At 72.3% G+C, this 26,152-nt stretch carries 20 protein-coding genes and 1 tRNA gene; 5 read left to right on the top strand and 16 right to left on the bottom strand.

Annotated features, from left to right (window positions below; all coding sequences use genetic code 11):
• Positions 1-21 precede the first annotated feature (21 nt).
• The gene (locus ACWEGE_RS42915) at positions 22-1,203 is read right to left on the bottom strand and encodes an MFS transporter (protein ID WP_449666254.1); all 1,182 of its coding nucleotides are present in this window, start codon (positions 1,201-1,203) and stop codon (positions 22-24) included.
• Between the two features lie 75 nt (positions 1,204-1,278).
• Here ACWEGE_RS42915 and ACWEGE_RS42910 point away from each other — a divergent pair, with 75 nt between their 5' ends.
• From ACWEGE_RS42910 to ACWEGE_RS42900, 3 genes are all read left to right on the top strand, one after another.
• A complete protein-coding gene (locus ACWEGE_RS42910) occupies positions 1,279-2,334 on the top strand; it encodes a LacI family DNA-binding transcriptional regulator (RefSeq protein ID WP_449666253.1) in 1,056 nt (351 codons plus the stop codon).
• A gap of 177 nt (positions 2,335-2,511) precedes the next feature.
• Complete coding sequence (locus ACWEGE_RS42905; protein ID WP_449666264.1) at positions 2,512-2,886, top strand: peptidase inhibitor family I36 protein; 375 nt, start codon at positions 2,512-2,514, stop codon at positions 2,884-2,886.
• 1,108 nt (positions 2,887-3,994) lie between these two features.
• A tRNA-Arg gene (locus ACWEGE_RS42900) sits at positions 3,995-4,071 on the top strand.
• A gap of 896 nt (positions 4,072-4,967) precedes the next feature.
• Here ACWEGE_RS42900 and ACWEGE_RS42895 read toward each other — a convergent pair.
• The 8 genes from ACWEGE_RS42895 to ACWEGE_RS42860 all read right to left on the bottom strand — a co-directional run bounded on the left by ACWEGE_RS42895 (position 4,968) and on the right by ACWEGE_RS42860 (position 14,958).
• Positions 4,968-6,170 (bottom strand): MFS transporter, encoded by a 1,203-nt coding sequence (locus ACWEGE_RS42895; protein WP_449666252.1) that lies wholly within the window; start codon positions 6,168-6,170, stop codon positions 4,968-4,970.
• Positions 6,171-6,211: 41 nt separating this feature from the next.
• Positions 6,212-7,285 carry a hypothetical protein gene (locus tag ACWEGE_RS42890; protein ID WP_449666251.1) on the bottom strand — a complete coding sequence of 358 codons (1,074 nt, stop codon included), beginning with the start codon at positions 7,283-7,285 and terminating at the stop codon, positions 6,212-6,214.
• A 10-nt stretch (positions 7,286-7,295) separates the two neighbouring features.
• Positions 7,296-8,030, bottom strand: a complete 735-nt coding sequence (locus ACWEGE_RS42885) for a class I SAM-dependent methyltransferase (protein ID WP_449666250.1) — start codon at positions 8,028-8,030, stop codon at positions 7,296-7,298.
• Between the two features lie 11 nt (positions 8,031-8,041).
• On the bottom strand, positions 8,042-8,992 hold the full coding sequence (locus tag ACWEGE_RS42880; RefSeq protein WP_449666249.1) for a TauD/TfdA family dioxygenase: 951 nt from the start codon (positions 8,990-8,992) through the stop codon (positions 8,042-8,044).
• Between the two features lie 6 nt (positions 8,993-8,998).
• Positions 8,999-10,582 carry an AMP-binding protein gene (locus ACWEGE_RS42875; protein ID WP_449666248.1) on the bottom strand — a complete coding sequence of 528 codons (1,584 nt, stop codon included), beginning with the start codon at positions 10,580-10,582 and terminating at the stop codon, positions 8,999-9,001.
• Positions 10,582-11,208: a thermostable hemolysin gene (locus tag ACWEGE_RS42870; RefSeq protein ID WP_449666247.1), complete on the bottom strand. Its 627-nt coding sequence runs from the start codon at positions 11,206-11,208 to the stop codon at positions 10,582-10,584. Before ACWEGE_RS42870 ends, ACWEGE_RS42875 begins: the two co-directional genes overlap by 1 nt.
• Before the next feature lie 153 nt (positions 11,209-11,361).
• Positions 11,362-12,678: an FAD-binding protein gene (locus ACWEGE_RS42865; protein WP_449666246.1), complete on the bottom strand. Its 1,317-nt coding sequence runs from the start codon at positions 12,676-12,678 to the stop codon at positions 11,362-11,364.
• Between the two features lie 111 nt (positions 12,679-12,789).
• Positions 12,790-14,958 (bottom strand): molybdopterin-dependent oxidoreductase, encoded by a 2,169-nt coding sequence (locus ACWEGE_RS42860; protein WP_449666245.1) that lies wholly within the window; start codon positions 14,956-14,958, stop codon positions 12,790-12,792.
• A gap of 331 nt (positions 14,959-15,289) precedes the next feature.
• Between ACWEGE_RS42860 and ACWEGE_RS42855 the strand changes: the two genes are divergently transcribed.
• On the top strand, positions 15,290-16,483 hold the full coding sequence (locus ACWEGE_RS42855) for an acyltransferase family protein (RefSeq protein ID WP_449666244.1): 1,194 nt from the start codon (positions 15,290-15,292) through the stop codon (positions 16,481-16,483).
• Between the two features lie 181 nt (positions 16,484-16,664).
• Here the strand turns inward: ACWEGE_RS42855 and ACWEGE_RS42850 are convergent, their stop codons facing one another.
• Both ACWEGE_RS42850 and ACWEGE_RS42845 read right to left on the bottom strand, forming a co-directional pair.
• Positions 16,665-17,933 (bottom strand): glycosyltransferase 87 family protein, encoded by a 1,269-nt coding sequence (locus ACWEGE_RS42850; protein WP_449666243.1) that lies wholly within the window; start codon positions 17,931-17,933, stop codon positions 16,665-16,667.
• Positions 17,930-19,477 (bottom strand): FAD-binding protein, encoded by a 1,548-nt coding sequence (locus ACWEGE_RS42845; RefSeq protein WP_449666242.1) that lies wholly within the window; start codon positions 19,475-19,477, stop codon positions 17,930-17,932. Before ACWEGE_RS42845 ends, ACWEGE_RS42850 begins: the two co-directional genes overlap by 4 nt.
• Before the next feature lie 138 nt (positions 19,478-19,615).
• Between ACWEGE_RS42845 and ACWEGE_RS42840 the strand changes: the two genes are divergently transcribed.
• Positions 19,616-20,425: an SDR family oxidoreductase gene (locus ACWEGE_RS42840; RefSeq protein ID WP_449666263.1), complete on the top strand. Its 810-nt coding sequence runs from the start codon at positions 19,616-19,618 to the stop codon at positions 20,423-20,425.
• Positions 20,426-20,482: 57 nt separating this feature from the next.
• On the opposite strand, the gene ACWEGE_RS42835 is transcribed toward ACWEGE_RS42840, so the two are convergent.
• The 5 genes from ACWEGE_RS42835 to ACWEGE_RS42815 all read right to left on the bottom strand — a co-directional run bounded on the left by ACWEGE_RS42835 (position 20,483) and on the right by ACWEGE_RS42815 (position 26,115).
• On the bottom strand, positions 20,483-21,652 hold the full coding sequence (locus ACWEGE_RS42835) for an epoxide hydrolase family protein (protein WP_449666241.1): 1,170 nt from the start codon (positions 21,650-21,652) through the stop codon (positions 20,483-20,485).
• 42 nt (positions 21,653-21,694) lie between these two features.
• Positions 21,695-23,059, bottom strand: a complete 1,365-nt coding sequence (locus tag ACWEGE_RS42830; RefSeq protein WP_449666240.1) for a condensation domain-containing protein — start codon at positions 23,057-23,059, stop codon at positions 21,695-21,697.
• 62 nt (positions 23,060-23,121) lie between these two features.
• Entirely contained in the window at positions 23,122-23,391 is a 270-nt protein-coding gene (locus ACWEGE_RS42825) for a phosphopantetheine-binding protein (protein ID WP_449666239.1), read from the bottom strand.
• Positions 23,392-23,415: 24 nt separating this feature from the next.
• Positions 23,416-24,810, bottom strand: coding sequence for an FAD-dependent oxidoreductase (locus ACWEGE_RS42820; protein WP_449666238.1), 1,395 nt, complete (start codon positions 24,808-24,810; stop codon positions 23,416-23,418).
• Between the two features lie 48 nt (positions 24,811-24,858).
• Positions 24,859-26,115 (bottom strand): acyl-CoA dehydrogenase family protein, encoded by a 1,257-nt coding sequence (locus ACWEGE_RS42815; RefSeq protein WP_449666237.1) that lies wholly within the window; start codon positions 26,113-26,115, stop codon positions 24,859-24,861.
• Positions 26,116-26,152 lie beyond the last annotated feature (37 nt).

The raw sequence follows: 26,152 nt of genomic DNA, 5'->3' as shown, positions 1-26,152 counted from the left end.
CGGATTTCGTGCCCGGAACGGCTATCGGCCGATCATCGCGTCCGCTTCCTCCCGCCGGCGCGACCGCCGGGCGGCGACCGCGGCGGGCAGGATCAAGGCCGCGACGAGCGCGACGAAGACGAACGCCACGGCGTAATCCGTCGCCTGCGCGATGCCGCCGACGATCGGCGGACCGCCCAGGAAACCGGTGTAGGCGACGGCGGTGACGAAGCCGATCTCGCGCTCGCCGCCGGTGCCGTCGCCGCGCTTCCCGGCGTCCCCGGCGAGGCTCAGGGCCATCGGGAAGGACGCGGCGAGCCCCGCCCCGGCCAGCGCGAAGCCGGCGTAACCGACGGCGGCGACCGGGACGACGGCCGCGGCGACCAGCCCGGCGGCGGCCAGGGTGGCACCCGCGGCGAGGCAGCGGGTCGGGCCGAACCGGCGTTGGGCCCACGGGCCCGCCAGCCTGGTCAGGGCCATGACCAGCTGGAACCCGGCGAACGCGAGGGCGGCGGCGCCCTGGCCGACGCCGCGCTCGACCGTCATCAGCAGCGCCGACCAGTCCGATGAGGCCCCTTCGGCGATGGCCGAGCACAGCGCGACCGCGGCCAGCAGCCACAGCACCGGCCGCCGGATCGGCGCCCGCGCCGGCGTGACCACGGGTTCTTCGGCGTGCGCGGGACGGATGCCCGGGACGTCGCGGACCACCAGGGCCAGCACCAGGACCGCGACGACGGCGGCGACGGTGAGGTGGCGCGCCGGGGACCAGCCGTGACCGGCGGCGAGCCCCGCGGCCAGCGAACCGGCGAGCGCACCGAAGCTGAACCCGGCGTGGAACACCGACATCACCGGCTTGCCGAGCCGTCGTTCGACCGCGACGCCGGCGACGTTCATCGCGACGTCGAGCATCCCGACGCTCGCGCCGATCAGCAGCAGCGCCCCGGCCAGCAGCGGGACAGTGGGCGCGAAGCCGATCAGCACGAGCGAGCCGGCGGCCGACGCGGTGCTCCCGGCGACGACCGCGCGGGCGCCGGCCCGTTCGATCAGCCGTCCGGACACCGAAGCGGCGGCGAGCATGCCGACGCTGGCACCGAGCAGGGCCAGGCCGAACACCCCGGGCGAGGCGTGCACCTGCGTGGTCAACGCGGGCGTGCGCGACGCCCACGACCCCAGCGCGAGCCCGTTGAGGGCGAACACGGTGAACACCGCGATCCGGTCCCGCATGGGTCCCCCTTTCGTGGCTCCAGCGTGACTTAAGCGCTTCAGAAAGTCCACCGCCGCGGCGGCTAGACTGCGCGGATGACCCGGCGCCGCCGTCCCACGCTCGACGACGTCGCCGGCGCCGTCGGGGTCTCACGGGCCACCGTTTCGAACGCCTACAACCGGCCCGACCAGCTGTCCGCGCGGCTGCGGGACCAGGTGCTGCGGGTGGCGGCCGAGCTGGGTTACCCCGGGCCGGACCCGACCGCGCGGAGCCTCGCGACCAGCCGCACCGGCGCGATCGCGGTCCTGCTGGACACGTCGCTGTCGATGGCGTTCGCCGACCCCGCGCTGTACCTGACGCTGGACGCGCTGGCGCGGGTGATCGACCCCCGCGGGCACGCGCTGCTGCTCCTGCCGGGCGGCGAACACGGCGGGCCGCCCGCCGACCGCGTGCTCACCGCGCAAGCCGACATCGCGATCGTGTACTCGCTGCCCGACGGCGCTCCTTCGCTGGAGGCGGTCGACGCGCGGGGGTTGCCGCTCGTGGTGATCGACCAGCCGCTGCTGCCCGGAGCGGCGCGGGTCGGCTGCGCGGACCGGCGCGGCGCGGCGCTGGCCGCCCGGCACCTGCTGGACCTGGGGCACCGGCGGTTCGGGATCTTCGCCGCGTGCAGCCACCTCCGGCCGGGCGGGGGCGCGTTGACCGTGGCGGAGGCGGCGGCCGCGCCCTTCCACGACGTCCGCGAGCGGCTGGGCGGCTACCTGGACGAGCTGGGGTCGTGCCCGGTCGTCGTCGAGGAGGCCGCCGGACTGAGCGCGGAGAGCGCGATGGCGGGGGCGTTCGCCCTGCTGGGGGCGTCGCCGCGGCCGACGGCGGTGCTGTGCATGTCCGACCAGCTCGCGCTGGCGGTGCTCGCCGCGGCCCGCGAGCTGGGGATCGGTGTGCCGGACGAGCTTTCGGTGGCCGGTTTCGACGACAGCCCGCCGGCGTCGTGGTCCTCGCCGCCGCTGACGACGGTCCGGCAGGACCTCGCGGCCAAGGGGCGGATCGCCGGGGAACTGGCACTGGGCCTGCTGGACGACGGTTCGGCACCGTCGCCGGTCGAGGTGCCGGTTTCCCTGGTGGTGCGCGGCAGCACGGGTCCCGCTTAGCACCGCCTCCACCGTTCTGCAAGACCTTCTTTTCCGGCTGTGGACAACCTTTCCGCCGCGGGGCAGTTGTCCACAGAATCGAAATTGCGGGCTGACAAACCGGCCCCCGCCCGCCAACCTGGAATCACACGTTCACCGCGGCCCACGAAAGCCGCGATTCCGGAGGGGAAATCCACCATGTCTTCACGTCGTCTTCGTTCCCGCCTGCCGCACGTCGTCGTCCTGGCCATGATCGGCCTGCTGACCAGCGTCGGAGCCGCGCACGCGAGCACGGATCCGGGCTGCCGCAAGGGCGAGTTCTGCCTGTGGCCGTCCGACGGATACACCGGCAAAATCCAGCGTTTCGACCTGCGCACGGCCAATACCGAGGAATGCCTGCCACTGCCCGAAGGATTCGACGGATCGTCGTTCGCGAATCTGATGACCCGCGATGTCACGGTGTACCAGGACGAGGAATGTTCGACCGAGGGAGATTTCATCACCTATCCGGGTGGCGGCACGTACGTCCCGAACGCGCCCTTCCTGGTCCGAGGCATCCAGATCTGGGAGTGACGCACTGAGACCCGGGCCCCGCAACGCCGCCAGCTCCAAGGAAGAGCCGGCTCGCGGCGGCGGCCGGGCCCGACCGGGGCCGCTTACCCCGAAGCGGCCCCACCCCGTGGGCGCGCCCGAGCGGCCGGGCGCGCCCACGGGCTCCCTGACGGGCGGTCGGCAGGCTGGCGATGGGCCGCTCCGGGGCGCCTGTGGGTCGCTTCGGGCACCTCGGCGGGCCACTCGGCGCCTGGCGGGCCACTCCTGGGCGCTCCGGCGGGCTCCCAGGTGGGGCGGACCTGCGGACCTCAGGCCGGCCGCTCCGGGCAAACCGGCGGCCCCAGCCGGGCTGCTCCGAGCGGACTTGCCGGCCCCAGGCGGACCAGCCGCGCTCCAGGCCGGTCGCTCAGCGCCGACCTGCGGGCTCCACGTGGGCACTCCAGGCAGCCCGCGGGCTGCAGGCCGGGCTGTCCGGGGCAGGCCTGTGGGGCGTCCGGTGGGCATTTCCGGCCGGACCCGGAGCCGACCCGGCCACAGGTGAGCTCAGGGGCGGCTGCAGGCCCGCCGGAGCGGGTTTGCGCCCGGTAAACCGATGCCGAGCAGCCCTGGAACGGGAACCTTCCAATCTCCAGATCGCAGGTTCGAACCCGAAATCGCAGGTCCACACCCAATCACGCACGGTCATCAGCTGGAAACAGCCCGAGCATTCCGCGACCAGCCGGCTCTGGTTCGCCGTCTCGGCGGTCGTCCCGCTGTTTTCGGGCGGAATGACCAGCCGGATCCGGGCAGCGGTGGCCGCAGGGGCCGGGGCGCGCAAGCGCCGCCACCCCGCCGCGACCGCAGCGCCGGCGGGCAGAGCAAGAGCCTTCTGATCTCTGGATAGCAGGTTCGAGCCCGCCAGGGAACCCCACGCGGCCTGCGGGCCGCACCACACATCGATCCGAGAGGAGCACGCACCGTCACCACCCGCCGGCCCCACCCGGACGTTGGACCTTCCCCCGCCGATCTTCCGAAATACGTCCAACGAGACCTGAAACGATTTGCCGGTGTCGAACGATCGAGAGGATGGCGACGACTAAGCTGCCGGTGCCGGGCGACCGGCACGATCGGCAGCAGGCCGTCGGCGCGGGCCCTCGTAGCTCAGCTGGATAGAGCAAGAGCCTTCTAATCTCTAGGTCGCAGGTTCGAGTCCTGCCGGGGGCGCCACCAGGGAAGACGTCGTGCGCAGGTGCGCACGACGGCCCCCTGGCCACGTGACCGGCCCCACTCCCCCGGTTCTCCCGGCGCTCCCACTGTGGACGGTGGCGGCCTCCACACCCCGGCGGCGGGCAGCGCCGGAAGTCGCACCGTGCAAGCGGCCAAGTGGCGCAACGATCCCCCGTCGGAACCTGGTCGAGACAACCTTGTTACCCGGACGGCGAATCCGCTCGCACGTGCTTCCCTGCGACCGGACGATCACCCCCAGCAACACTCCTCGCGAGTGGCGTGCAAATCGACACGCCGCCCCGATCGAGCGAGGCATCCATGACCAAGGAGGCAGTGACACACCGTGGACCACAACGAATGCGCCGGACGGCACCGGCGACGCCAGACGAACAGCGTCGTCCGCGCCGCCCTGGACGAAGCCCGGCGCGCGGGGCTCGTCCAGCGGCACCTGATGAAACTGCAACACCTGCGAACCCGGCCACTTCCCGCGCAACAGACCGGACCACTCGCGGAACCGGTCCGCCCGGCACCCGCGTCCACATGGGAGACCCGCCCGCGCCCCGACGAATCCGCCCGATCGGCTGAAACACCAGCGGCCGGTCCCCCGGAACCTCTCGGCACGGACGAGGCGGCCTGAACCGCAGCCGATCCTTTGTGGATGATCAGCTCCCGAGAACCGCTTTCCCCGACATTCACGAAGGTTTTCCGGATCGCCCGCCGGAGGGCCGGCCTCGAAGGGAGGAATGCAACGACATCGGCAACCGTGCCCCGGCCACACCGGCCCCGCCCCGCCACCGTCGCCCACGCCATCCGCGACCGCTCCACATCGACGAAACCCCCTGAACAGCACAAACAAGCCTGCCGTGCCGTTGCCGGGTGGACCGTGGGCGGGCGTGTCAGCGCACCGGGTGGGTCTCCCGGGGCGCCGGCTCGGGCATTCGGGCCCGGGCGGCCAGGACCACCAGCGTCGATCCAAGAGCAGCGCCCAGGATGCACACGCCCGTCCAGCCGGCGAGTGTGTACGCCACGTTGCCCAAACCGGAGCCTGCGGCCCCGCCGAGGAAGTACGCGATCATGTAGTTGGCCGTGATCCTGCTGTTGCGGCCGGCCGCCAGGCGGTAGATCGTCGCCTGGTTGGTCACCTGCAGTCCTTGCACCCCTATGTCCAGCACGATGATCCCGACCACCAGGAGGAACACCGACTGCCGAGCCAAGGCCAGTGGGCCGAACGACAGCAGCACGCAGGCCGCGAACACCGTCCCCGGGCGGCGGCCGAAACCCCGGTCCGAAAACCGGCCCGCGAAGTTGGCCGCGAGTGCGCCCGCCGCTCCGGCCAAGCCGAACAGGCCGATCGTGCTCGCGTCGAAGTGGTGGGGAGCGTCCGCGAGCATGAACGCCATCGTCGCCCAGAACAAGCTGAACGTCGCGAAGCCGATGCCGCCCAGCAACATCCTGTTGCGCAGCACCGGTTCCGCGCGGAACACCTGGAAGATCGACGCCAGGAGCGCCGGGTAGCTCAGGCGCTCGCGCACGCCGTCGGCGGGGAGGCGGCGGGAGAGCACCACCGCGGCGGCCGCCACCAGTGCCGCGCCTCCCCAGTACACGATGCGCCAGCCGGCCGCGTCCGCCAGCGCTCCGGCGACCGTCCGGCCGAGGAGGGTGCCCACCAGCATCCCCGTCATCACCGTTCCGACCACCCGCCCGCGTGCTGCCTCGTCGGCCATGGAAGCGGCGAACGGCACGATCACCTGGACGGCCGTGACCCCGAGACCGATCAGCACGGACGCGCCGATCAGCACGGGCATCGACGGGCTCGCCGCGGCGATGACCATCGCCGCGGCGAGCAGGGCGAGCAACCCGACCGCCAGCTTGCGGCGGGCGAGGACGTCGCCGAGCGGCACGATCGCCGCCAGGCCCGCCGCGAACCCGAGCTGGGGAAGGGAAACCGTCAGTCCCGCCGTCGACGAGCCGACGCGGAACTCCTCCTGGATCGTGTGCAGCAGCGGCTGCACGTAATACAGGTTCGCCACCGTCACGCCGGTGGCGACCGCCATCAGCAGGACGAGCGACCTCGTCGGCGCGGTCCGTTCGACCGGCATCGGAACCCCTTTCCCCCGCCGTGGCGCCCGGGCGGGCGCGATCAAAGTGGCTTACAGCTCAGCGCACCGAACCTCGCCGGCGCGAGGGATGCCGCACGGAGGAAGATGTCGTCACCCGAAGCGGTGAACTCCGTCAGGCAGGCGTCGGTGAACTTGATGACGTGCTCGTCCCCGTGCTCCACGGCGGCCGTGCGCAACGCGTCGATCGACGGCGGTGGTGCCTCCGGCAGCGGGGCCGGCTCCGGGGTCAGCGCGCCGAACCCGGCGAACACGCCCGCGAAGAACTGCCACAGATGCCAGGCCGTCGCCTCCACGGCCTCGGGCGTCAGATCCTTGCTCAGCATGCGCAACGCCGACGGTGCCGTCACCAGGTGGACGAACGGGATCGGCGTGTTGCGGTGGGCCGCGAACGCCCGGGCGCCGATGCCCGTGAGCCTGCCGATCTGGTCCTGCCATGGCCCCTGCGGGCGGAAGCTCTCCACGCCGTCGGCGAACTGCCGGTTGCCGTCGAGGAGTTCGAACCGGCCGGGGATGCCCTCCCGGCGGCTCTTGACCGTCGCCGGGAGCCGGGGAATCGTCTCCAGCGCGCCGGCGGGCGAGCGCAGCGGGCGGGCACTCGCGTAGCCGCCGGGCAGCTCCTGGTAGCGCGCCGCCCAGTAGCCGAGGCCGTGGGCGATCTCGTTGAGCAGCAACGGGTGCTCGCTGCCGTGTTCGTTCATCGCCCGGACCGCGTGCGCGGTGCGCAGGAACCCGTGCGTGCCCGCCGCCGAGATGCCGGGCAGCAGGCGGAACCACCAGCGGTCGACGACGTCGCGCCAGTGCGCGCCCTCGAGTTCCCTGGTGAAGAAATCCACCCAGTCCGTGGAACGCTCGATCTTCCCGAGCGCTTCGGCGACCGAGCCGGGACTGCCGTCGATCCGCCACTGGGCGGCCTCCGGTTCGTCGACCCAGGTCAGGTAGGTGTCCGTCCACCTGACGAGGTCCTCGCCGACGCCCATCGCGGCCAGCACTTCCGCGCCCATCGGGGCGTGGTTGGCGACAAAACCCTTGTACTCGAAGCCTTTCCGCTGTGCGCGGGTCAGCGACTCCAGCAAGGGATCGAGTCCGGCGGGCATGGCAACCTCCTCACTTCCGGGCCCGCAGGCCCAGGATCGTCGGGTTGGCCGAGAACTCGGCCCAGAAGTCCGCGCCGAACTCGGCGACGGCGGCCTCCGGGACGACGGGCGCGGTGAACTCCACGGACCGGAACCCCGCGTCGAGGAAGGCGCGCACGATCGGGCTCGCCGTCCAGAAGACGGCCTTGAACGAGATCTCGGGCTCCACGTGCGCGGTGACCTCGAGCCGCTTGCCGCCGTCGAAGTCCTCGAGCGGCCGGTGGGTGAGGCCGTACTTCGTCGCCGGTTCGCGGCGCCAGTCGAACGCCGGGTTCATCTCGATCCCGATGTACTCGCCGCCGTCGCGGAGGTTGGTGTACGCCGTGGTCGCCATGGCCGTGAGGTCGGCCTGGCTTTCGGCGTAGCAGAGCAACCAGACCGCGGAGACGACGTCGAACTCGCCGAGGACACCGGCCGAGCGGGCGTCCGCGCAGGTGAACGTGATCCCGCGCGGCTCGGCGGCTTCCGTCCGCCGGGCCGAGGCGACCATCTCCTCCGAAATGTCCACGCCGTGCACGGACCGGGCGCCTCGGCCCGCGAGCGTACGGCTGTACCAGCCGGTGCCGCACGCGAGGTCGAGGACGTCGGCGCCGCCGGTGCCCGCCGCCAGCCGGGCGAGCGTGGCCTGCTCGGGGAACCGGGCCAGCGGCATCTGCTTCTTGAGCCGCTCGTAGGACTGGCCGATCGCGTCGTACTGGGTTTCCATCGCGCCTCCGTTCAGGTCAGCCGGGACCGGGCCTCGGCGAGCAGGTCGGACCGGACGTAGCTCTGCGCGTTGAACAGGGACCGGTTCTCGTCGCGGATCTTGCGCCGCCCGTGCATCATCCGGCTGTTGTCGACGATCGCGACGTCACCGGCGTACCAGTCGATCTCGTCGGTCTCGAGCGCGGTCGCTTCGATGATCTCGCGCATGAGCATGGCGTCGAGCGGCGAGCCGTCTTCGAACTCGATCACCGGTGGCTCGTAGTTCACCGACGGGGTGAGGATGCTGTTCGCGAACACCGGGCCGGTGCCGAACAGCGTCTGGTGGGCGGCGTGGGTGAAGTAGGTGTAGTGCACCGAGCCGTCCGGGCGGAGCCGGTACTTGACGTCGACGTCGTCGTCGGTGACGGCGAGCAGGTCGTCGAAGGTGATCTCCTCGATCGCCTTCGCGCCGTCGAGCAGGCGGAACACCAGGCCCTTCCACTTGTCCGCCGGCATCGGCCGGGCGAACGAGATCCGCTGCTCGAGGAACCGGTCCTGGGTCCGCGGGGACAGCCTGTCCCAGGTGCGGACGCCGTCGCAGATGGTGGTCTGCGAACCGATCTTCGCCGGCCGCTCGCAGAAGAACCAGACCAGGTCCGGGACCCACGGCGTCGCGCCGTTTTCGACGTGCAGGCCCTGTGGCACGAGGCCCGCCTCGATCTTCTGCGCGACGCTGCCACCGGCGAACCGGCGGGCCGGGTCGAGGGTGATGCGCGAGGAGACCCGTTCGACCAGGCCGGAGAACGCTTCCGGCGTGGCGTCGAAGCCGCGCAGGACGACGTAGCCGTGCTCACCGAGCGCGGTCAGCAGCTCGACGCCGTCGACCGCGGTCAGCGGTTCGCGCACGCCGGTCTCGGCGACGAGGCCGTGCCCGTCGATGTGGGGCGACCGGGTGAACCCGGCCAATGACTGGGAAGCAGACATGTGCAGTTACACCTCGACCATGTTGAAGCGGTGCCCCTGCACCGCTTGCCAGATGTCCGTCCGACGGGGGCGTCCCGTGACGGTGAAGAATTCCGCGTGGAAGAGCTCGTCGCCGACGACGAACGCCGCCCGGCAGACCTGCTCGATCTCCGAGAGGATCTCGGCGTTCACGTGCCGGACCTGGGCGAGGGCCGCCGCGCGGTCCGCGCCGGGAGCGAGCACGAACACCGCGACCAGGCGTTCGAGGTTGTCCCCGAAGACGACCGCGGATTCGATCGCCGGTTGACTCTTGTACTGCGCCTCGACCCATTCCGGGCTGACGTTCCGCCCGTTGGACGTGATGATGACGTTCTTCAGCCGTCCGGTGATCGTCACGTAGCCGTCTTCGTCGACGAGGGCGATGTCGCCGGTGTGCAGCCACCCGTCATCGTCCAGTGGCAGGGCGCTCGGATCGCTCGAGCCGAGGTAGCCCGACAGCTGGGAGGTGCTCTTGATGAGCAGCTCGCCGGTGTCGTCGACGCGGGCCCGGCAGTGGTTCAGCGGCCGGCCGACCGCGCCGAGCTTGACCTGCCCCGGCGCGTTCAGCGTGGCCACGGAACCGTTTTCGCTGAGCCCGTAGGCGACGTAGACCGGAAGGCCACGGTCCCACATGGCGCACAGGACGGTGTCGGACACCGGTGCCCCGCCACTGAAGAGCAGCATCGGGTCTTCGCGGCCGTACAGCGAAAGCGAAGCGGCGCGCGCCCCGGCGTCGCCGATGCGCGCCGCCTTCTCGGCCAGTGACTCCACAAGGGACGGTGGCACCAGTGAGACGGTCGGACGCGCCACCGGCAGCAGCTCGCGGACGCGCTCCACATCGGACCCCGCGGTGCCGAGCGGTTTGACCTCCTCGGGCAGGAACACCACTGTTCCCCCGGCCAGGAAAGTCAGGTACACCGCGAACACCTGCTCCACCAGCAGGCTCATCGGGACCACGGAGACGTACCGCTGCCAGGCCTCGACACCGACCCGGGACCGGATCGAGTCGAGCAGGTCGTCGACCGCGCCCCGGCGGAGCATGACCCCCTTCGGGGTCGACGTGGTTCCCGAGGTGTGCACGATCTTGCAGATCGCGTCGCCGGAAAGCGCTTCCGCAAGAGCGATCCGCTCGCGGGCCGCGGCCAGTGCGGCGGCGTCCGCTGTGGACGCCACCGGGAAGATCTCGCACTTCTGCGGGAGCAGTTCCCCGGCCCCGCCCCACTCCTCGAGCCTGGCGGTCCCCTGGTCGTCGACCAGCACGGTGACCGCCGTGCGCAGCAGGTGCCGCGCCTGTTCCCGCGCGAAGGCGAGCGGGATCGGCACCGAGCGGACCGTCGTGAGCTGACAGGCGATGTCGGCGATCACGGCGGCCACGCCGTTCCCGGTGAGGATCCCGACCGTGCTGTCGTCCTCACCGCGCCCGCGGGCGCGGAGGTCGAGCGCCTCCGCCAGGCGGACGGCCGCCCCGAACACCTCGGCGTAGGTGTACCGGCCGGCGGTGCCGTCGGCGGCCAACTCCTCGACCGCGACCGCGTCCCCGGCGGTCAGGTCGACCTGGCTGAGCCATCGCATCAAGCTGCTCCTTTCACGACACTGGCTTTGACGGCACCGGTTTTCCCGGCACTGTGCGGCGTGCACCGCAGGATTCCCGTCCGGGGGCGGGTCGAGTAGTAGGTGCCCCACCGGTCCCGGTCGGCCCCGGGCAGGTCCGACCGGCAGGCGTTCGCGAGGGTGGTGAACCGCCAGCCGGCGCGGCGCGCGACGCCGTACAGCCGGTCGGTCAGGGTGGCCACGAGGTAGTCGAAGCCGAGGAGACCCGCGATTTCGGGGACGGCGCGCAGCAGGAACAGGCCGCACCCGGGCGAATTCGACACCACGGGCCCGAGTTCGCAGACGCGCTCGCGCTCGGGCGTGCCCTCACCGAGGACGGCGCAGGCCGTCTCCACCGGGGATTCCAGGTACCGCTCGGAAAGCAGCGCCCGTCCGCCCGCCGAGGTGATGCCGGCGACGCCGAGCGGCGCGGCCGAAGGACGCTCGGCGTCCCGCGCGGCGATGAAGAAATCCGGGCGCGGGTCGACGACCGCGCCGTAGGTGCCGAGGTACTTGGCCTTGGCCGTCTCGGCACAGAAGAGGTAGTAGGGATCGGCCGGCCACACGACGCAGGCTTCCGGCGCCGCGCCGGGGCGCAGCGTGCCCACGACGGCAGGACCGGCCGGCCGGCACACCGGAACCGCCGTTCTGTCAAGCGTACTGCTGTGGGAAACCGCCATGCCCCATAGGGTTACACGACCCCGCGGGGCCTGGCTGCTCCTCGATTGCGGTCCGGCGCGGCTACCACCGCCGGGGCGTCGTCAGTTCCCCTCCCCGCGGACGAAGACGCCCTGCCCGCCGCCGAGCACGTTTTCCGGGTCGTGGCGCCGCTTCGCCGACTCGACCAGCGGCCAAGCCGGTCCGAAGTGGACCTTCCAGTCAGCCGGGGTCAGCGGGACCGAGCCGACGGGGTACTGCACGCCACCGACCGCGCGGGCCCGGTGGTACAGCTTTTCGTTCGCCACGACCAGGGCCTCCGCCGCCACCGGGTCCGGCGGCGCGGTCCGGAGCAGGGCGAAGAAGAACGCCGTCGGGCTGCCCGGCATCCTCGGCAGCGGCGCGGTGGTGGCCCGCACCGGGTACAGCAGGACGACGCCGCTCGGGCCGACGTCGGCCGGCGTCAGCTCGGCCGCGACGCCTTCGACGAACGCGTCCGCCTCCTCGTCGGGCAGCAGGAGGTTGAGCGCGGGGTGCGGGTGGAACCAGTCCCCCGCGGCCCGGTACGCCGCTTCGCCCGCCGCCATGCGGTGCAGGAACTCCGCGTACGGCTGGTCGGTCGTCTGCGCGTCGCCGGGGGTGAACCCCAGCTCGCCCAGCTCGGCCGCGTCGTCGGGCTCGCCGGGTGCGCTGTAGTACGCCGCCACGTCGAGCAGGTACCGGCACTCGCCGCCTTCGCCGGCCTGCAGCTGTCCCTCGACGTACGCCCACCGGTCGCCACCCGCCAGCTTCCGCTGGAGGGCCGTCAACGCGGCCAGGTCCGGCACCGGCACCAGGTGCCGGCGGACGCGCTCGGGGGCCGGCACCAGCCGGATCACCGCGCGCACCACGACCCCGGACAGCCCCAGCCCGCCGAGGGTCGCCGCGAAGAGCTCGTCGCCGGGGCGGCAGGTGTGCCGCGTGCCGTCCGCGGTGACGACGTCCAGCTCGAGGACCGAGTCGGTCATCGGGCCGTACCGGTGCGCCGTGCCGCCGAACCCACCCGCCACCAGCGTCCCGCCGACGGACAGTTCGAGGTAGTTCGGGAGCACCGGCGGGGTCAGGCCGTGCGCGAGCGTCGCCTCGACGACGGCGGACCAGCGGGTGCCCGCCCGGACGGCCACCCGGTCGGCGGTGACCTCGAGCACCCCGGCCAGCGACCGCAGATCGGCGAGCACGCCCCCGTCGGTCTGCGCCTGGCCGAAGGTGGCGTGCCCCTCGCCCCGGACGACCACCGGCTTGCCGAACGCCGCCGAACCGGCGACGAGCGCGGCCAGCTCGTCCGCGTCGCCCGGCCGGTGCACGGCGGCGGGGCGACGGCGCACGAGGTGCCCGAAGTCGTCGTCGGGCCCGGGGCCCCGACTTGCGTCCGGTGCGGTCATCTCAGGCTTCCTCCACGGTTCTTCCGCTGCCTCAAGATCTTCGCGCACCACGCCGCCCGGCAGAAGTGCATTCTTCACAATCTGGGCAATGGGTTTACCAGAGAGCGTCCCTCACGCCGGCACGATCGTCACCGGAACCCCGTTGAACACGGCGTTTCCGGAGAGGAGGTCGAGGACCAGGTCGTCGGTCACGGCGTTGGCGTTCACCCCCGGGTTCGCCAGCGCGACCCGCTGCACACCGCCTTCGTGCCCCCAGCCGTGGGGCAGGCTCACCACGCCGGGCAGGAGGGCGTCGTCCGGCTCGACGTCGGCGGTCACCTTGCCCGCCGCCGAGCGCACCACGGCGCGGGCGCCCAGGCCCAGCCGGGCGACGTCGTCCGGGTGGACCTTGAGCGTGCACCGGTTGCTGCCGCCGCTCAGCCGCGGGACGTTGTGCAGCCAGCTGTTGTTGGACCGCAGCTGCCGCCGTCCGATGAGGAGCATGCCCTCGGCGGGCGCGGCCAGCCGCGCCCGCAGCCGCCCGGTGTCGGCGACCAGCTCGGGCGGGCAGAGCTCCACCCGGCCGGAGCGCGTGCAGAGCAGCTCCGCCAGCCGCGGTTCGAGGGGGCCGAGGTCGACGCCGCTCGGCTGCGCCCGCAGCGCCTCGAGGGTGAGGTCGTAGGGACCGAACTTCAGCAGCGCGTCGAGCAGCAGCTCGGGGCCGGTGTCCCCGGTGAGCCCGGCGCGCACGGCCGCCGGGTCCTGGCCGGCCAGCGGCGACCCCGGGTGCCGGGTCGCGCCGTCGAGCACCGCGCCGACGATCTGCTCCTCCAGCACCGACGGCGGCACCTGGGGGCCGTGCCCGGCGGCGATGAGCACCAGGTGCGCGAGGATCTCCGCTTCGGAGAGCCTGCCGGGTTCGAGCGGGTGCACCGCGGGGGAGAACCGCGTGTAGTTCCGCACGGTGATCGTCTGCTCGAGGAAGTCGAAGTGCGGGGTCTGCAGGATCCGCGGCGGCGGCAGGACGACGTGCGCGCGCCGGGTCGTCTCGTTGAGGTAGGGGTCGACGCAGACCATGAAGTCGAGCCGGTCGAACGCCTCCGCGAGCCGGGGGCCGTTGGGCGCCGACAGCGCGAGGTTGCCCGCGACCGTGATCAGCGCCCGCACCTGCCCCTCGCCCGGGGTCTCGATCTCGTCGGCCAGGGTCGCCACCGGGAACTCGCCCATGACCTCGGGCAGCCCCCGCACCCGGCTGCGCCACCGGCCGTGTTCGAACGGCTCGCCGGTGCGGAAGATCTCGGCGGCCGCCGTCTTGGCGAACATCACCCCACCCGGCCGGTCGAAGTTGCCGGTCAGGATGTTGAGGACGTCGACCAGCCACTGCGTGAGCGCGCCGAACTCGACCGCGCACGTGCCGATCCGGGCGTAGACCGCGGCCGTCGGCGCCGCGGCCAGGTCACGGGCGAGCCGCGCGACCGTCTCCGCCGGCACGCCGCTCGCCCGCTCGGCCACCGACGGCGGGAACTCCGCCGCGAGCTCGCGCAGCTGGGCGAGCCCCGTCACCGGGACGTCCACCGAAACGAGGTCCTCCGCGAACAGCGTGTGCACCATCCCGAAGAGCAGGAAGGCGTCGCCGCCGGGGCGGATGGGGACGTGTTCGTCGGCCAGCTCCGCGGTCCGGGTCCGGCACGGGTCCACGACGACGAGCCTGCCCCCGCGCCGGCGCAGCTGCTTGAGCCGCTTCGGGAAGTTGGGCGCTACGCAGAGCGATCCGTTGGACACCACCGGGTTGGCGCCGAGGACGAGCAGGTGGTCGGTGCGGTCGAGGTCCGGCACGGCCACCGCCATGGGGTCGCCGAGCAGCAGCCCGCTCGACACGTGCTTGGGCATCTGGTCGATCGTGGCCGCCGAGTAGACGTTGCGCGAACCGAGGGACTGCGTCAGCGGTGTCCGGTACATGAACCCGGCCATCGTGTGGTAGGTCGGGTTGCCGAAGTAGACGGCCACCGAGTCGCGGCCGTGGTCCTGCCAGGCCGCGCGCAGCCCGCGGTCCACCGCCGCGAACGCCTCGGGCCACGTCGCTTCGCGCCACTCCCGGCCTTCGCGGATCATCGGGACGCGCAGCCGGTCCGGGTCCGCGTCGAGCACCCCGAGGCTGGCCCCCTTGGGGCAGAGGAACCCGGCGGACAGGGGATCGTCCGGATCCCCCTGTACCGAAAGGACTTCGCCGTCTGCGCCCGTCTTGAGACGCAAGCCGCAGATCGCGTCGCAGAGGGGACAAGTCCGGTACGCCGTGCCCATGGCCACTCCCGAGATCGGTGCCGATGGGCCTCATCATGCTGAGCCGTCCGGAGTGGAACCTCTTCCTCCGTGCGCAGCCGGTGGCCACCCGGCGCGCCGGAGCACGCCGAAGTGCTGATGAGACGGGGGAAGCGGGCAAACCGGGCGCCGCGGGCGGGCGCACTGAGCACGGTGGGAGACGTTCGCCCCCCGCGTGAGAACCAGGATGGCTGCCACCGGGCCCGCGCCGAACCGGTACCCGTGACCGCACCGGCCCACCGGGAGCACCGGCTCCCGGTGGGCCGCGGCGCATCCAGGACCCGACTGGGCGGAACCAACGAAAGAAGTCATCATGACAACGACATCCCAAGCGCCGGTAGCCGCTTCACGCGGCTTGGCCGCCACGCGGCTGCCGTCGCTGACCGGGCTCCGGTTCATCGCGGCCCTGCTCGTGTTCCTTTACCACGCCCACTGGCTGGGGCTGTTCGCCGGTTCGCCGGTGGAGGAGGTCTACAACTTCGTCACCAAGAACGGCGGCTACGTCGGCGTTTCGTTCTTCTTCGTGCTCAGCGGGTTCGTCCTGACGTGGGCGGCCAAACCGGGGGACAAGGCGCGGAAGTTCTGGCGGCGCCGGTTCTTCAAGATCATCCCGAACCACGTCGTCGCCTTCGCGTTCGCGTTCGCCATGCTGCTCGGCTCGGGGTCGCCGATCCAGGTCAGCGCGGTCATCGCGAACCTGTTCCTGGTGCACACCTGGGTGCCCGACCTTTCGCTGGTGCTCAACGCGGTCAGCGGCGTCACCTGGTCGCTGTCGGTCGAGCTGTTCTTCTACATCAGCTTCCCGCTGCTGATCGTGCTCGTGCGCAAGATCCGGCCGGAACGGCTGTGGTACTGGTGGACCGGGCTGGTGACGCTGGCGCTGCTGATGCCGGTGCTGTCCGGGCCGTTGCTGCCCACCGAGCCGCGGTTCCCGTTCGACGAGTCGATCTCGTGGCCGCAGATGTGGCTGCTCGACTACGGCCCGCCGGTGCGCGTCCTCGAGTTCGCCTCCGGCATGGTGCTCGCCCGGATCGTGCTGAGCGGACGGCTGAAGAACCTGCCGGCACTGCTGCCCGCGCTGCTGGCCGTCGGCGTCTACGTGGTTTCGCTGTTCGTCCCGACCTCGTTCGCGATGGCGGCGATCTACCCGGTTCCGCTGGGCCTGCTCATCGCCGCGGTCGCCCTCCGCGACGTGCGTGGAGCGACCGGTTTCCTGGCCGGCCGTCCGATGCGCTGGCTCGGCGAGATCTCCTACGCGTTCTTCCTGCTGCACTTCACGCTGCTGTTCGCGTTGCACGGGCTGATCAGCAAGAAGGTGACCACCGAGGGGGTCGTCACCGAGCAGCTGGGCGGCGGCCCGGTGGGCGGCGCGCTGTTCCTGGTCGGGGCGTTCGCGGTGAGCCTGCTGGCCTCGTGGGTGCTCTACCGGGCCGTGGAGATGCCGGCGATGCGCCGCTGGTCGAAGTCCCGCGCCGACCGGCGCGCGGCGGCGGCCGCGAAGGCGTGAGCCACCCGGGTGGTCACCGGGTTCCGGTGACCACCCGGTGCTCCGCCGGCTCACCCCCGGCGTGCCGGAAGCCGGAACCCGCGTGATTCAGCCCGTATCCCGCGTGCTGGGAGCCGGAACTCGCGAGTTCCGGCTCCCAGCACGCGAACCACGTTCCCGATCACGCCGGATACGGGCTGGATCACGCCGGTTCCGGCACGTCCCGGTGTTGTTGCGGCGGTGCCAGGCGGGGCAGCCAGCACGGGGCGGTCGCGAGCCCGAGCAGCACCGGGGGCAGCAGGCCGCCGAGGGTGGCGAGCCAGAACCCGGGTGGGGTGTACTGGAAGACGACGTCGCCGTCGGGCAGGCGCTGGGCCAGCCAGTAAACCGGCACCGTGAACCACACGAACGCCGCCACCAGCACCACCCTCGGGAGCCTGCTCCCCCGGCGCCAGCGCGCCGTGGCCAGCCAGGCCAGCGCCGGCACCACCCACACCGCGTGGGCCGGCCAGGTGACCGGGGAAACCAGCACGGCGGTGAAGCCGACGAAGACCACGCCGAGCACCTCGTGACCGAGCCGGTGCGCGCGCACCGCCAGCAGGAGACCGCACACGCCGGCGAGCGCGCACAGCGGCAGCGACCACGGCGGCGGGTCCATGCTCGCCGCGATGCGTGAGAACAGCCCCGACAGCGAATGGTTGACGCCGATCGGCGCGGTCAGCACGCGCTTGACGTCGGCGAAGACGCCGTGGAACCAGTAGTCCCGCGAATCCGACGGCAGCACCGCGAACCCCGCCAGCACGGTGGCGGCGAACACCGCGAGCGCGCGCAGCCCGTCGCGCCACCGGCCGATGCAGCACAGGTAAACCACGAAGATCAGCGGGGTCAGCTTGATCCCGGCCGCGATCCCCAGCGCCAGCCCGCGCAGGCGCCCGGTCACCGGCAGGACGTCCAGCAGCACCAGCAGCATCAGCAGGACGTTGATCTGCCCGAACACGAGGTTCCAGATCACCGGGTCCAGCAGGTGCGCGGCCAGCGTGCCGGCCACCGTGGCCACGGCCCGGGTGCGGGCCGCCCGGACGCCCAGCCGGCCGAGGCACAGCCACAGCACCGCGCCGAGGGCGAGCACGTTCAGCGCGGTCCAGCCCACGTACGCGGTCTGCGTGCCCAGCAGGGCCAGCGGCACGAAGGCCAGCGCCGCGGCGGGCGAATAGGTGAACGGCAGCGCGTCGGAGCCGTTCTGCAGCAGGAACCCGTACAGCGGCTGCCCGGCCACGACCGACCGGCCGCCGGCCCGGTAGACCTCCAGGTCGAGCATCCCGACGAAGGTCATGCCCGGGATCGCGTAGCGGATCACCCAGGACACGGCGAACGCCGCGGCCACCAGTGCGGTGACCGCGGCGCCGACCATCCACTTCGGACGATCAAGCCGGCCCGCGTCGTCGGGGGCCGGTGCGCCCGGCACGATCACCCGGCCTCGGGCCGCTCGATCGACAGCGCGTGCCGGAACACGTCGAGCGGGTCGTAGCGGCCCTTGATCTCCTGCAGCTTCGGGTAGTGGTGCTTGTAGTACAGCGTGGGCCAGGGCACCCCCGAGGTGTTCCAGACCGGGTCGGCCAGGTCGGTGTCGGGGTAGCTGATGTAGGAGCCGTCGTTGACCTCGTTCGGCACCGGCACGCCGCCGGTGTCGGCGTAGACGTCCCGGTAGTACTCGCGCACCCAGGCGATGTGCTTGTCGTCCTCGGCCTCGGCCTGCCACATGCCGGCGCTGTAGGACGCCTTGAGGATGGCGTCCCGCTGGGCGATCGCCGTGTCGTCCTTGCCGACGGTGTTCGCCTTCGCGCCGTAGGCGGTGAGGACCAGGCACGCCTGGGGGTTCACGTAGCCGTCGGAGCTGAGGTGGCGGTAGATCGCGTCCAGCTGGCGTTCCGAATAGCGGCGGCGGAGGTAGCCCGCCTTGTGCTTGTAGCGGCCGTTCGGGTCGTTGGGCCAGCTGTAGGACGGCAGCCAGGAGCTCATCCACGGGATGACGTCCTCGACGTGCATCGCCGGCTCGACCGTGACGCCTTCGGTGATCGCGTCCAGCTGACCCTGCAGCAGGGCGGCCGCGTCCGGGACCGCCTCGTCGAGCACGGCGGTCATCCCGAACATCGGCGCCGACTTGTGGACCGCGATGAAGTTGCTCCACAGGTTGGCGTACGGCGATTCCGCGTCGTCGTTGCGCTCGAACCAGACGCAGTAGTTGCGGATCAGCGCCTTGAAGTCGGCTTCGGTCATGCCGTCCCACGACCACATGACGGTCTTGCGCCGCATCATCGACGGTGCCTTGGGCAGCAGGCCGGCCGGGTCCGTGCCCTCGGCGCCCGGCGTGCGCAGCCAGAACCGGGTCACCACGCCGAAGTTGCCGCCGCCACCGCCGGTGTGCGCCCACCACAGGTCCCGGTTCGGGTCGTCCTCCGCGCGCGTCGCGACCACGGCGCGGGCCTGGCCGGACTCGTCGACGACGACGACCTCCACGGCGTGGAGGTGGTCGACGACGAGCCCGTCGCGGCGGGACAGGTGCCCGTAGCCGCCGCCGGGGATGTGCCCGCCGACACCGACCTCGAAGCAGGTGCCGGCCGGGATGGTGACCCCCCACCCGTGGAAGAGCGCGCGGTAGACCTGCAGCAGCGTCGCGCCGCCCTCGACGGCGAAGGCGCCCATCCGCTCGTCGAAGTACACCGCGTTCATCGGCGACAGGTCGATCAGCGCCTTGACCGCCGACGAGGACGTGAAGTCTTCGAAGCAGTGACCGCCGCTGCGGACGGCGAGCCGCTTGCCCGCGGCAACCGCCTCGGTGACCGCCTCGACGACCTGGGCGGTGCTGCCGACGAAGCGGACGTAGTCCGGGCTGCCGGTGAACCGGTGGTTGTAGCCTTCGACGACGCTCGGGTAACGGGGGTCGCCGGCGGAGACGGTGACCGGCCCGAAGACCGGCGCCGACGCCGCTTCCGACCCGGACCTCGTGTCAGTCATGTCCTGGCTCCTTTCACCAGCCGACCGTCGCACACGCACCGGCCGCGGGCATCTCCGCGCTTGCGGATGCCCGGCGCGGACCGCAAAGCCCGAGATGACCCGGTCGTGGCGGGCGCGCGAGGATGCAGGCGGGGCCCGATCCGGCCCTGCGCCCACCGACCTGAGGAGCCGGAATTGTTGCAGGACAAGGTAGTCGTTGTGTCCGGGGTCGGCCCCGGCCTCGGCAGGGCGATCGCCCTGCGGTGCGCGAAGGCCGGCGCGGACGTGGTGCTCGCCGCCCGCACGAAGTCCACTTTGGACGTCGTGGCCAAGGAGGTCGAGGCACTGGGCCGCCGGGCGCTGGCGGTGCCGGCCGACCTCACCGACGCGGCTTCGGTCGAGGCCCTCGCGGCCGGTGCGCTGGACGCCTTCGGGCACGTGGACCTGCTGGTGCACAACGCGTTCGCGGTTCCGCCGTTCGCCGAGCTGACCGACGCCGACCTCGACGAGGTCCGCCGCAGCTTCGAGACGACGGTGTACGCGGCCCTGCGGCTCACCGGCCTGTTCCGCGCCTCGCTGGCCGAGCGCGGCGGCGCGGTGGTGCTGATCAACTCCGACGTGCTGCACAGCTCGAAGCCGACGTTCGGGCCGTACAAGATGGCGAAGGCGAGCCTGCTGGCCGCCGCCCAGACCCTGGCCAGCGAGCTGGGACCGCAGAACATCCGCGTCAACACCGTCGCACCGGCCTACGTCTGGGCCGAGCCGCTGCAGGCGTACTTCGGTTACCTGGCCGAGCAGCGCGGGGTCGAGGTCCAAGCGGTCTACGACGAGACGGCCGCGGAAACGGACCTGCGCCGGCTCCCCGAAGCCGACCAGGTGGCCAACGCCGTGGTGTTCCTCGGTTCGCCCGCCGCCGCCGCGATCACCGGGCAGTGCCTCGACGTCAACTGCGGCCTCGTGCACAACTGACCGCGCAGGCAAAAGGGGGCGGCCGGACACCCGGCCGCCCCCTTTCCGCGGGGTGCCTCAGTCTTCCCGGTCCTTCACCGCGCGGCCGAACGAGCGCAGGTCGGCCACGAACTCGGCCGGCAGCTCCATCGCCGCGAAGTGGCCGCCCCGCTCGTACTCGTTCCACTGCACGATGGTCGGCACGTCGCGGTCGGCGAGGCGGCGCAGGGGCAGGATGCAGTCGTTGCCGTACACCGCGACCCCGACCGGCACGGTCAGCGGCGGGGGCGCGACGCCCGCGGCGGCGGCCTGCTTCAGCAGTTCGTTGACTTCGAAGTAGAACTGCGCCGACGAGCTGGCGGTGCCGGTCAGCCAGTAGATCGTCACGTCGGTGAGCAGCTGGTCGATGTCGACCACGTCCTCCGGGCGCGCGGACGGCGTCGTCCATTCCTGGAACTTCTCGACGATCCAGGCCAGCAGCCCGACCGGCGAGTCGTTCATCCCGTACGACGGGGTGAACGGGCGGGTCTGCAGCAGCTTCATGTAGCCGGAGCCCTCCGTGTCGAACCACGAGAGCCGCCCCAGCTTCGCCAGGTCCTCCTCGCCGAGACCGGCCAGCTCTTCGGGGTCCCCGGACGGGATGGTGACCAGCATGCTCGTGTGCACGCCGACGACGTGCTCCGCGTCGATCCGGCCGAGCTCCTGGGAGATCAGCGAACCCCAGTCACCGCCGTGGGCGATGTAGCGGTCGTAGCCGAGCCGGGCCATCAGCTCGGCCCACGCCCGCGCCACCCGCGGGAGGCCCCAGCCGGTCTCGGGCGCCGGCCCCGAGAAGCCGTACCCGGGGATGGACGGGACGATCAGGTGGAAGGCGTCGGCCGGGTCGCCGCCGTGCGCGGCGGGGTCGGTCAGCGGCCCCGCCACGTCCACGAACTCGGCGACCGAGCCGGGCCACCCGTGCGTCACCAGCAGCGGCCGCGCCGACGGCTCGGGCGAGCGCACGTGCAGGAAGTGCACCTGGGCGCCGTCGAGCTCGGTGACGAACTGGGGCAGCTCGTTGAGCCGGGCCTCGGCCGCCCGCCAGTCGTAGCTGTTCAGCCAGTACCCGGCGAGTTCGCGCAGGTACTCCTGCGGCACGCCGCGCTCCCAGCCCGCGCCCGGCAGCGGCGCCGGCCAGCGGGTGGCGGCGATGCGCCGGTTGAGGTCGTCGAGCTCGCTCTGCGGGATGTCGATGCGGTACGGGCGCACGGCCGGTCCTCTTTTCTTCGTTCGGTGCGGTGCGGTCGGAGCTCAGGCCGGGCCCAGCGGGACGTCCGGGGCGGCGACGAGCTCGGCCAGCACGGCGCGGAAGGCCGCGACGAGCTCCCGTGCCGTGCGGTCGTCGTAGAGGTTGCTGCTGTAGCCCAGTTCGCCGATCAGGTCCCCGGTCGCGTCCAGCTCCAGGCACAGCAGGGTGCCGTCGGGGATGTCGGACCCCACGGTCTGCGGCAGCATCCGCCGCCGGATCGCGGAATACTCCAGCTCGCCGACCCGCTCGCGGTCCATCATGTGCGGGGTCTGGATGACCTGGAACGTGCACGGGGCGAACCCGTCCTCGGCCACGTCCGCCATCAGGCCGGGCGCGACGCCGAGGATCTCGGCGAACGGGAGCTCGTGCGTGTACGCGCCGAGGCAGGTCCGGCGGGCCCGGGCGGCGAGCTCGCGGAAGGTCGGGCGGCCCGAAAGGTCCAGCCGCAGCGGCAGGCAGTTGAAGAACGACCCCACGGCGTCCTGGAAGCGGGCGTGCTCGCGCCCCGGGGTGAACGTCGGCACGACCAGGTCGGCCGCCGCGCCGCCGCGGCGCAGGAACTCGCCGAACGCGGCCAGCAGCAGCATGAACGGCGAGCACCGCGCCTCGCGCGCGAGGCCGGCCGTCGCCGCGCACAGCTCGCGGCCCCACGAGAAGCGGTACCAGGAGGTGCGGAACTCCGGGTGCGCCGACCGCGGGCGGTCGGTCGGCAGCGCGACGTTCCGCGCGCCGGCCAGGTTCTCCCGCCAGTACGCCCGGGCCGGGCCGGTGTCGTGGCCCGCCGCGTGCTCCTGCTGCCACCGCGCGTAGTCCTGGTACTGCACGGCGGGGTCCAGCGCGGGCTCCCGGCCGGCGGCCCGCGCCGCGTAGCACTCGGCGAGGTCGCGCACGAGCAGCTGCATGGACCACGCGTCGACGGCGCTGTGGTGGGCCACCAGGGAAAGGACGGCGTCGTCCTCGGCGAAGCGGCCGAGCACCGCGCGCAGCAGGGGCTGTTCCCGCACCGGCAGCTCACCGGCGGCCAGTTCGTTGAGCAGTTCATCGGTCCGCACGTCCCGGTCCGCCTCCGGCGTGCCGGTCAGGTCCCGCTCGTCCAGCCGCGGCGCCGCCGGCGGCAGGATCCGCTGGTACCGGTCGCCCGTGCGGACCACCGTCGTCCGCAGCGCTTCGTGCCGGACGACGACGTCGGCCAGCGCCGCGCGGAGCACACCGGTGTCGATCCGGCCGCGCACGCGCCAGCCGTCGATGATGTGGAAGCGGGGACCGAACGGGCCCATCTCGTCGCCCATGTCCCACATGCACAGGAACTCCTGCTGCACCGACAACGGCACCCCGCCCGCCGCGGCGGGCACCTCGGAAATCGTCATCTGCCTCGTCCTCGTCGCGAACCGGGGCACCCGGGCGGACCCGGGTGCCCCGTGGGGATGGCTCAGGCGGTCCGGCGGACCTGGTCCGCCGTCTCGGCCAGCTCGACCACGCTCCGGACGAACGTCGCCCGGTCGGGGTCGTCGAACAGGCTGCCGAGGTTCAGGTGGAGCCCGAGCTCGTCACTGACCCTGGCGACGATCCGGACGGCCGAGATCGACTGGCCGAGCAGCTCGAAGAACGTGGCGGAATCCTGGCCGGGCGGGGGGTTGAGCACCTCGTCCCAGATCCGCCCCGCGTGCGCACCGACGTCGGCGGTGTTCGGCGTTCCCATCTGCGGTCCTTTCGGTCAGGGGGGTCAGGCGGCGCGCCGGTCCTGGCGCCCGTCCGCCGGCACCACAGGCTTGAGCGGCGGGTTGGCGGCGGGCCCGCGCAGCGACTTCCACAGCACCCGCAGCATGAACAGCGGCTTCATCAGCGACTCCGGGCGCTCGAGCATGCCCGCGGCGCGCATGTACGCGGTGGTGACCTTGGTGTCCCTCGTCGCCGCGATCTGCACCCGCTTCAGGTACTTCTGGCCGATGCGGACCTTGAGGGTGCGCTCGCCGACGACCCCCGGGAACGACAGGTCCACGGTGTTGGTCATCTCCCACGGCGCGTCGATGACCTCCCGGGCCAGCGCGGCGAAGTACTGCTCGGTCCGGGCGCTGCCGTGGGCGCGGACGTGGTCCCGGATGACCAGCGACGACAGCGCGGCCACCGTCATGCCCTGTGCGTAGACCGGGTTGAACGACGTGACGGCGTCCCCGGTCACCAGCAGGCCCTCGGGCAGCTTCGGCACCTTCTGGTAGTGCCGCCGGATCGTGGTCGGGTACCGGTAGGACACCGGCTCGTCCAGCGGGACGGCGTGCTGCAGGGCCTCGTGGATGTCGGGCACCGGCAACGACTTCACGAAGTCGTAGTAGCCCTGCTGGTCCGTCGGCGGGGCGTCGCCGAGCAGGCCGTACACGGTCAGTTCGACCCGGCCGTGGTCGGTCTTCGTGAAGATCGCCCCGCGCGGGACGGCGGGGTGGGCGACCGGGATGATCGCCAGGTCGCCGTCCCACGGGTCGGCTTCGAGGCGGTAGTGCTGGGTGCAGTAGGTCAGGCCGATCTTCTTGCGCTCCTCCTCGACCCGGCCGTACCCCAGCTCCTCGAGCCAGACCGGCGTGCGCGAGCCGCGGCCGGTCGCGTCGACGACGAGGTCCGCTTCGACGACCTCCTCGGCGCCACCGGCGGTCGGCTCGACCCGCACGCCGGTGACCCGGCTCCGGTCGGGGGTGGTCACCAGGCCGAGGATGGCCCGCTCCTCGAGGAACCGGACGCCGGGCAGCACCTGGGTCCGCTCGCGGATGTGCCGCTCCATCACCGGGGCGGTGGCCGGCACCGCGAGGTAGCCGATGTCCTCGCGCTTCAGCGCGTGCCCGTTGAAGTACCAGCGGCAGGCGCCCGCGAAGTCGCCCGCCGGGGTCTCGTCCGCGATGAGCTCGTCGGTGATCCCCGGGTAGAGCTCCTCCATGACCACGCGGCCGCGGACGTGCATCGCGTTGATGTGCCGTCCCTGGGGACGGCCCCGGCGCGGTCCGCCGGTGCCGACCAGCACGTCGCGGTCGATCACGACGACCTCGTCGTGGCTTTCGGTCAGCACCCTGGCCGCGAACAACCCGGCGATGCTGCCGCCGAGCACCACCGCACGGGACTTGCTGTTGCCCATGACGGGCACCTCCTTGGTCGTTCGGATGGCTCGCGCCGGACGAGCCCGTCAGAGTTCCTCGAACGGGGTGAGCCCGTCGAACCGGACCCTGGCCAGCCCGCGGTTGGCCGCGGTGGTCAGGAAGATCCCGTAGCCGGAGTGGCTCTGCAGCATGGACAGGTCGCGCCAGACGCGTTCCATGCGCTCGCCGGCGCGGGCGGAGCTCGAACCCGCGGTCGGGAACAGGTGGCGTTCCACCGCCCGCCACGCCAGCTGGACGGCCTGGCGGCAGATCGCGGTGATCTTGAGGTCCTTCTCCGTGGTGAACTCCCCCGGCCCCGCCGCGGCGGCCTCGTGCCACTGCCGGGCCGCGTCGCGGGTGGCCGCCTCCGCCGTCGCCACCAGGCCGGCGGCTTCCCCGTACCAGGCCTGGTAGTCGCGGTTTTCGAAGCGCGGCACGATCGGGGGCAGGAACGAGGTGCGGGTCCGCATCAGGTCCTCGTAGGCGTCGAGGGCGCCCTGCGCCATGCCGACGGCCAGCGCCGCGCCTTCGAGGAAGCCGAAGCTCAGCGGGGCACCGCGGAACTCGGGGTTGCCGTGCAGCTCGAAGCCCGGCGTGCCGCCGCTGACGTCGTAGCTGCTGAGGTGCGTCTCCATGGCGTAGTGCGCCGGGATGCGCGCCTCGTGGATGGTGATGCTGTGGGAGCCGCTGCCCCGCAGGCCGAGCTGCCCACCCCAGTCGTCGACCTGCTTCCACACCGAGCGCGGCGCGGCGAACAGCAGCGACTTCGGCGGCCCGTCGGGCTGCGGCACGACCGTGTGGCCGATGAAGGCCGACGCGTACGGCGCACCGGAGCAGTAGCCCCAGGTCCCGCTGACCGTCCAGCTGCCGTCCGGCCGCTGTTCCGCGGTGCCGTTCGGAACGATCGTCGTCGGGCAGATGAAGTCGCCGTCCTCGAACAGCTCCTCCTGGGCCTGCTCGCCGAACAGCGTCGCGAGGGTCACCGCGTGCGAGGCGCCGAAGCAGTACATCCAGCCGGTCGAGGGGCAGCCGCGCGCGAGCGCGGAGACGACCCGCAGGAACGTCTCCACCCCGAACTCGTAGCCGCCGTAGCGCCGCGGCACGAGGATGCGGTAGAAACCCGCCTTGCGGAAGGCCTCGTGGACGTCCGGCCCGTAGGCCGTGCGCTGCTCGGTCTCCTGCTGCAGGGCGACCAGCGACGGCGCGATGGCTTCCGCGCGGGCGACGACCTCCGCGGGAGTCAGCCCCGGTTCCGGCGGCGACGGGAATCCGGTGGCACCGGGCCGATCAGTGGCGGCTGCCATGTCTGCGCTGCTCCTTTCGCGGGCGGGTGGGCACGGG

The organism is Amycolatopsis sp. NPDC004747 (assembly GCF_053601335.1).
The sequence above is the reverse complement of the archived record's forward strand: the minus strand, read 5'-3'. Positions and strand labels throughout refer to the sequence as shown.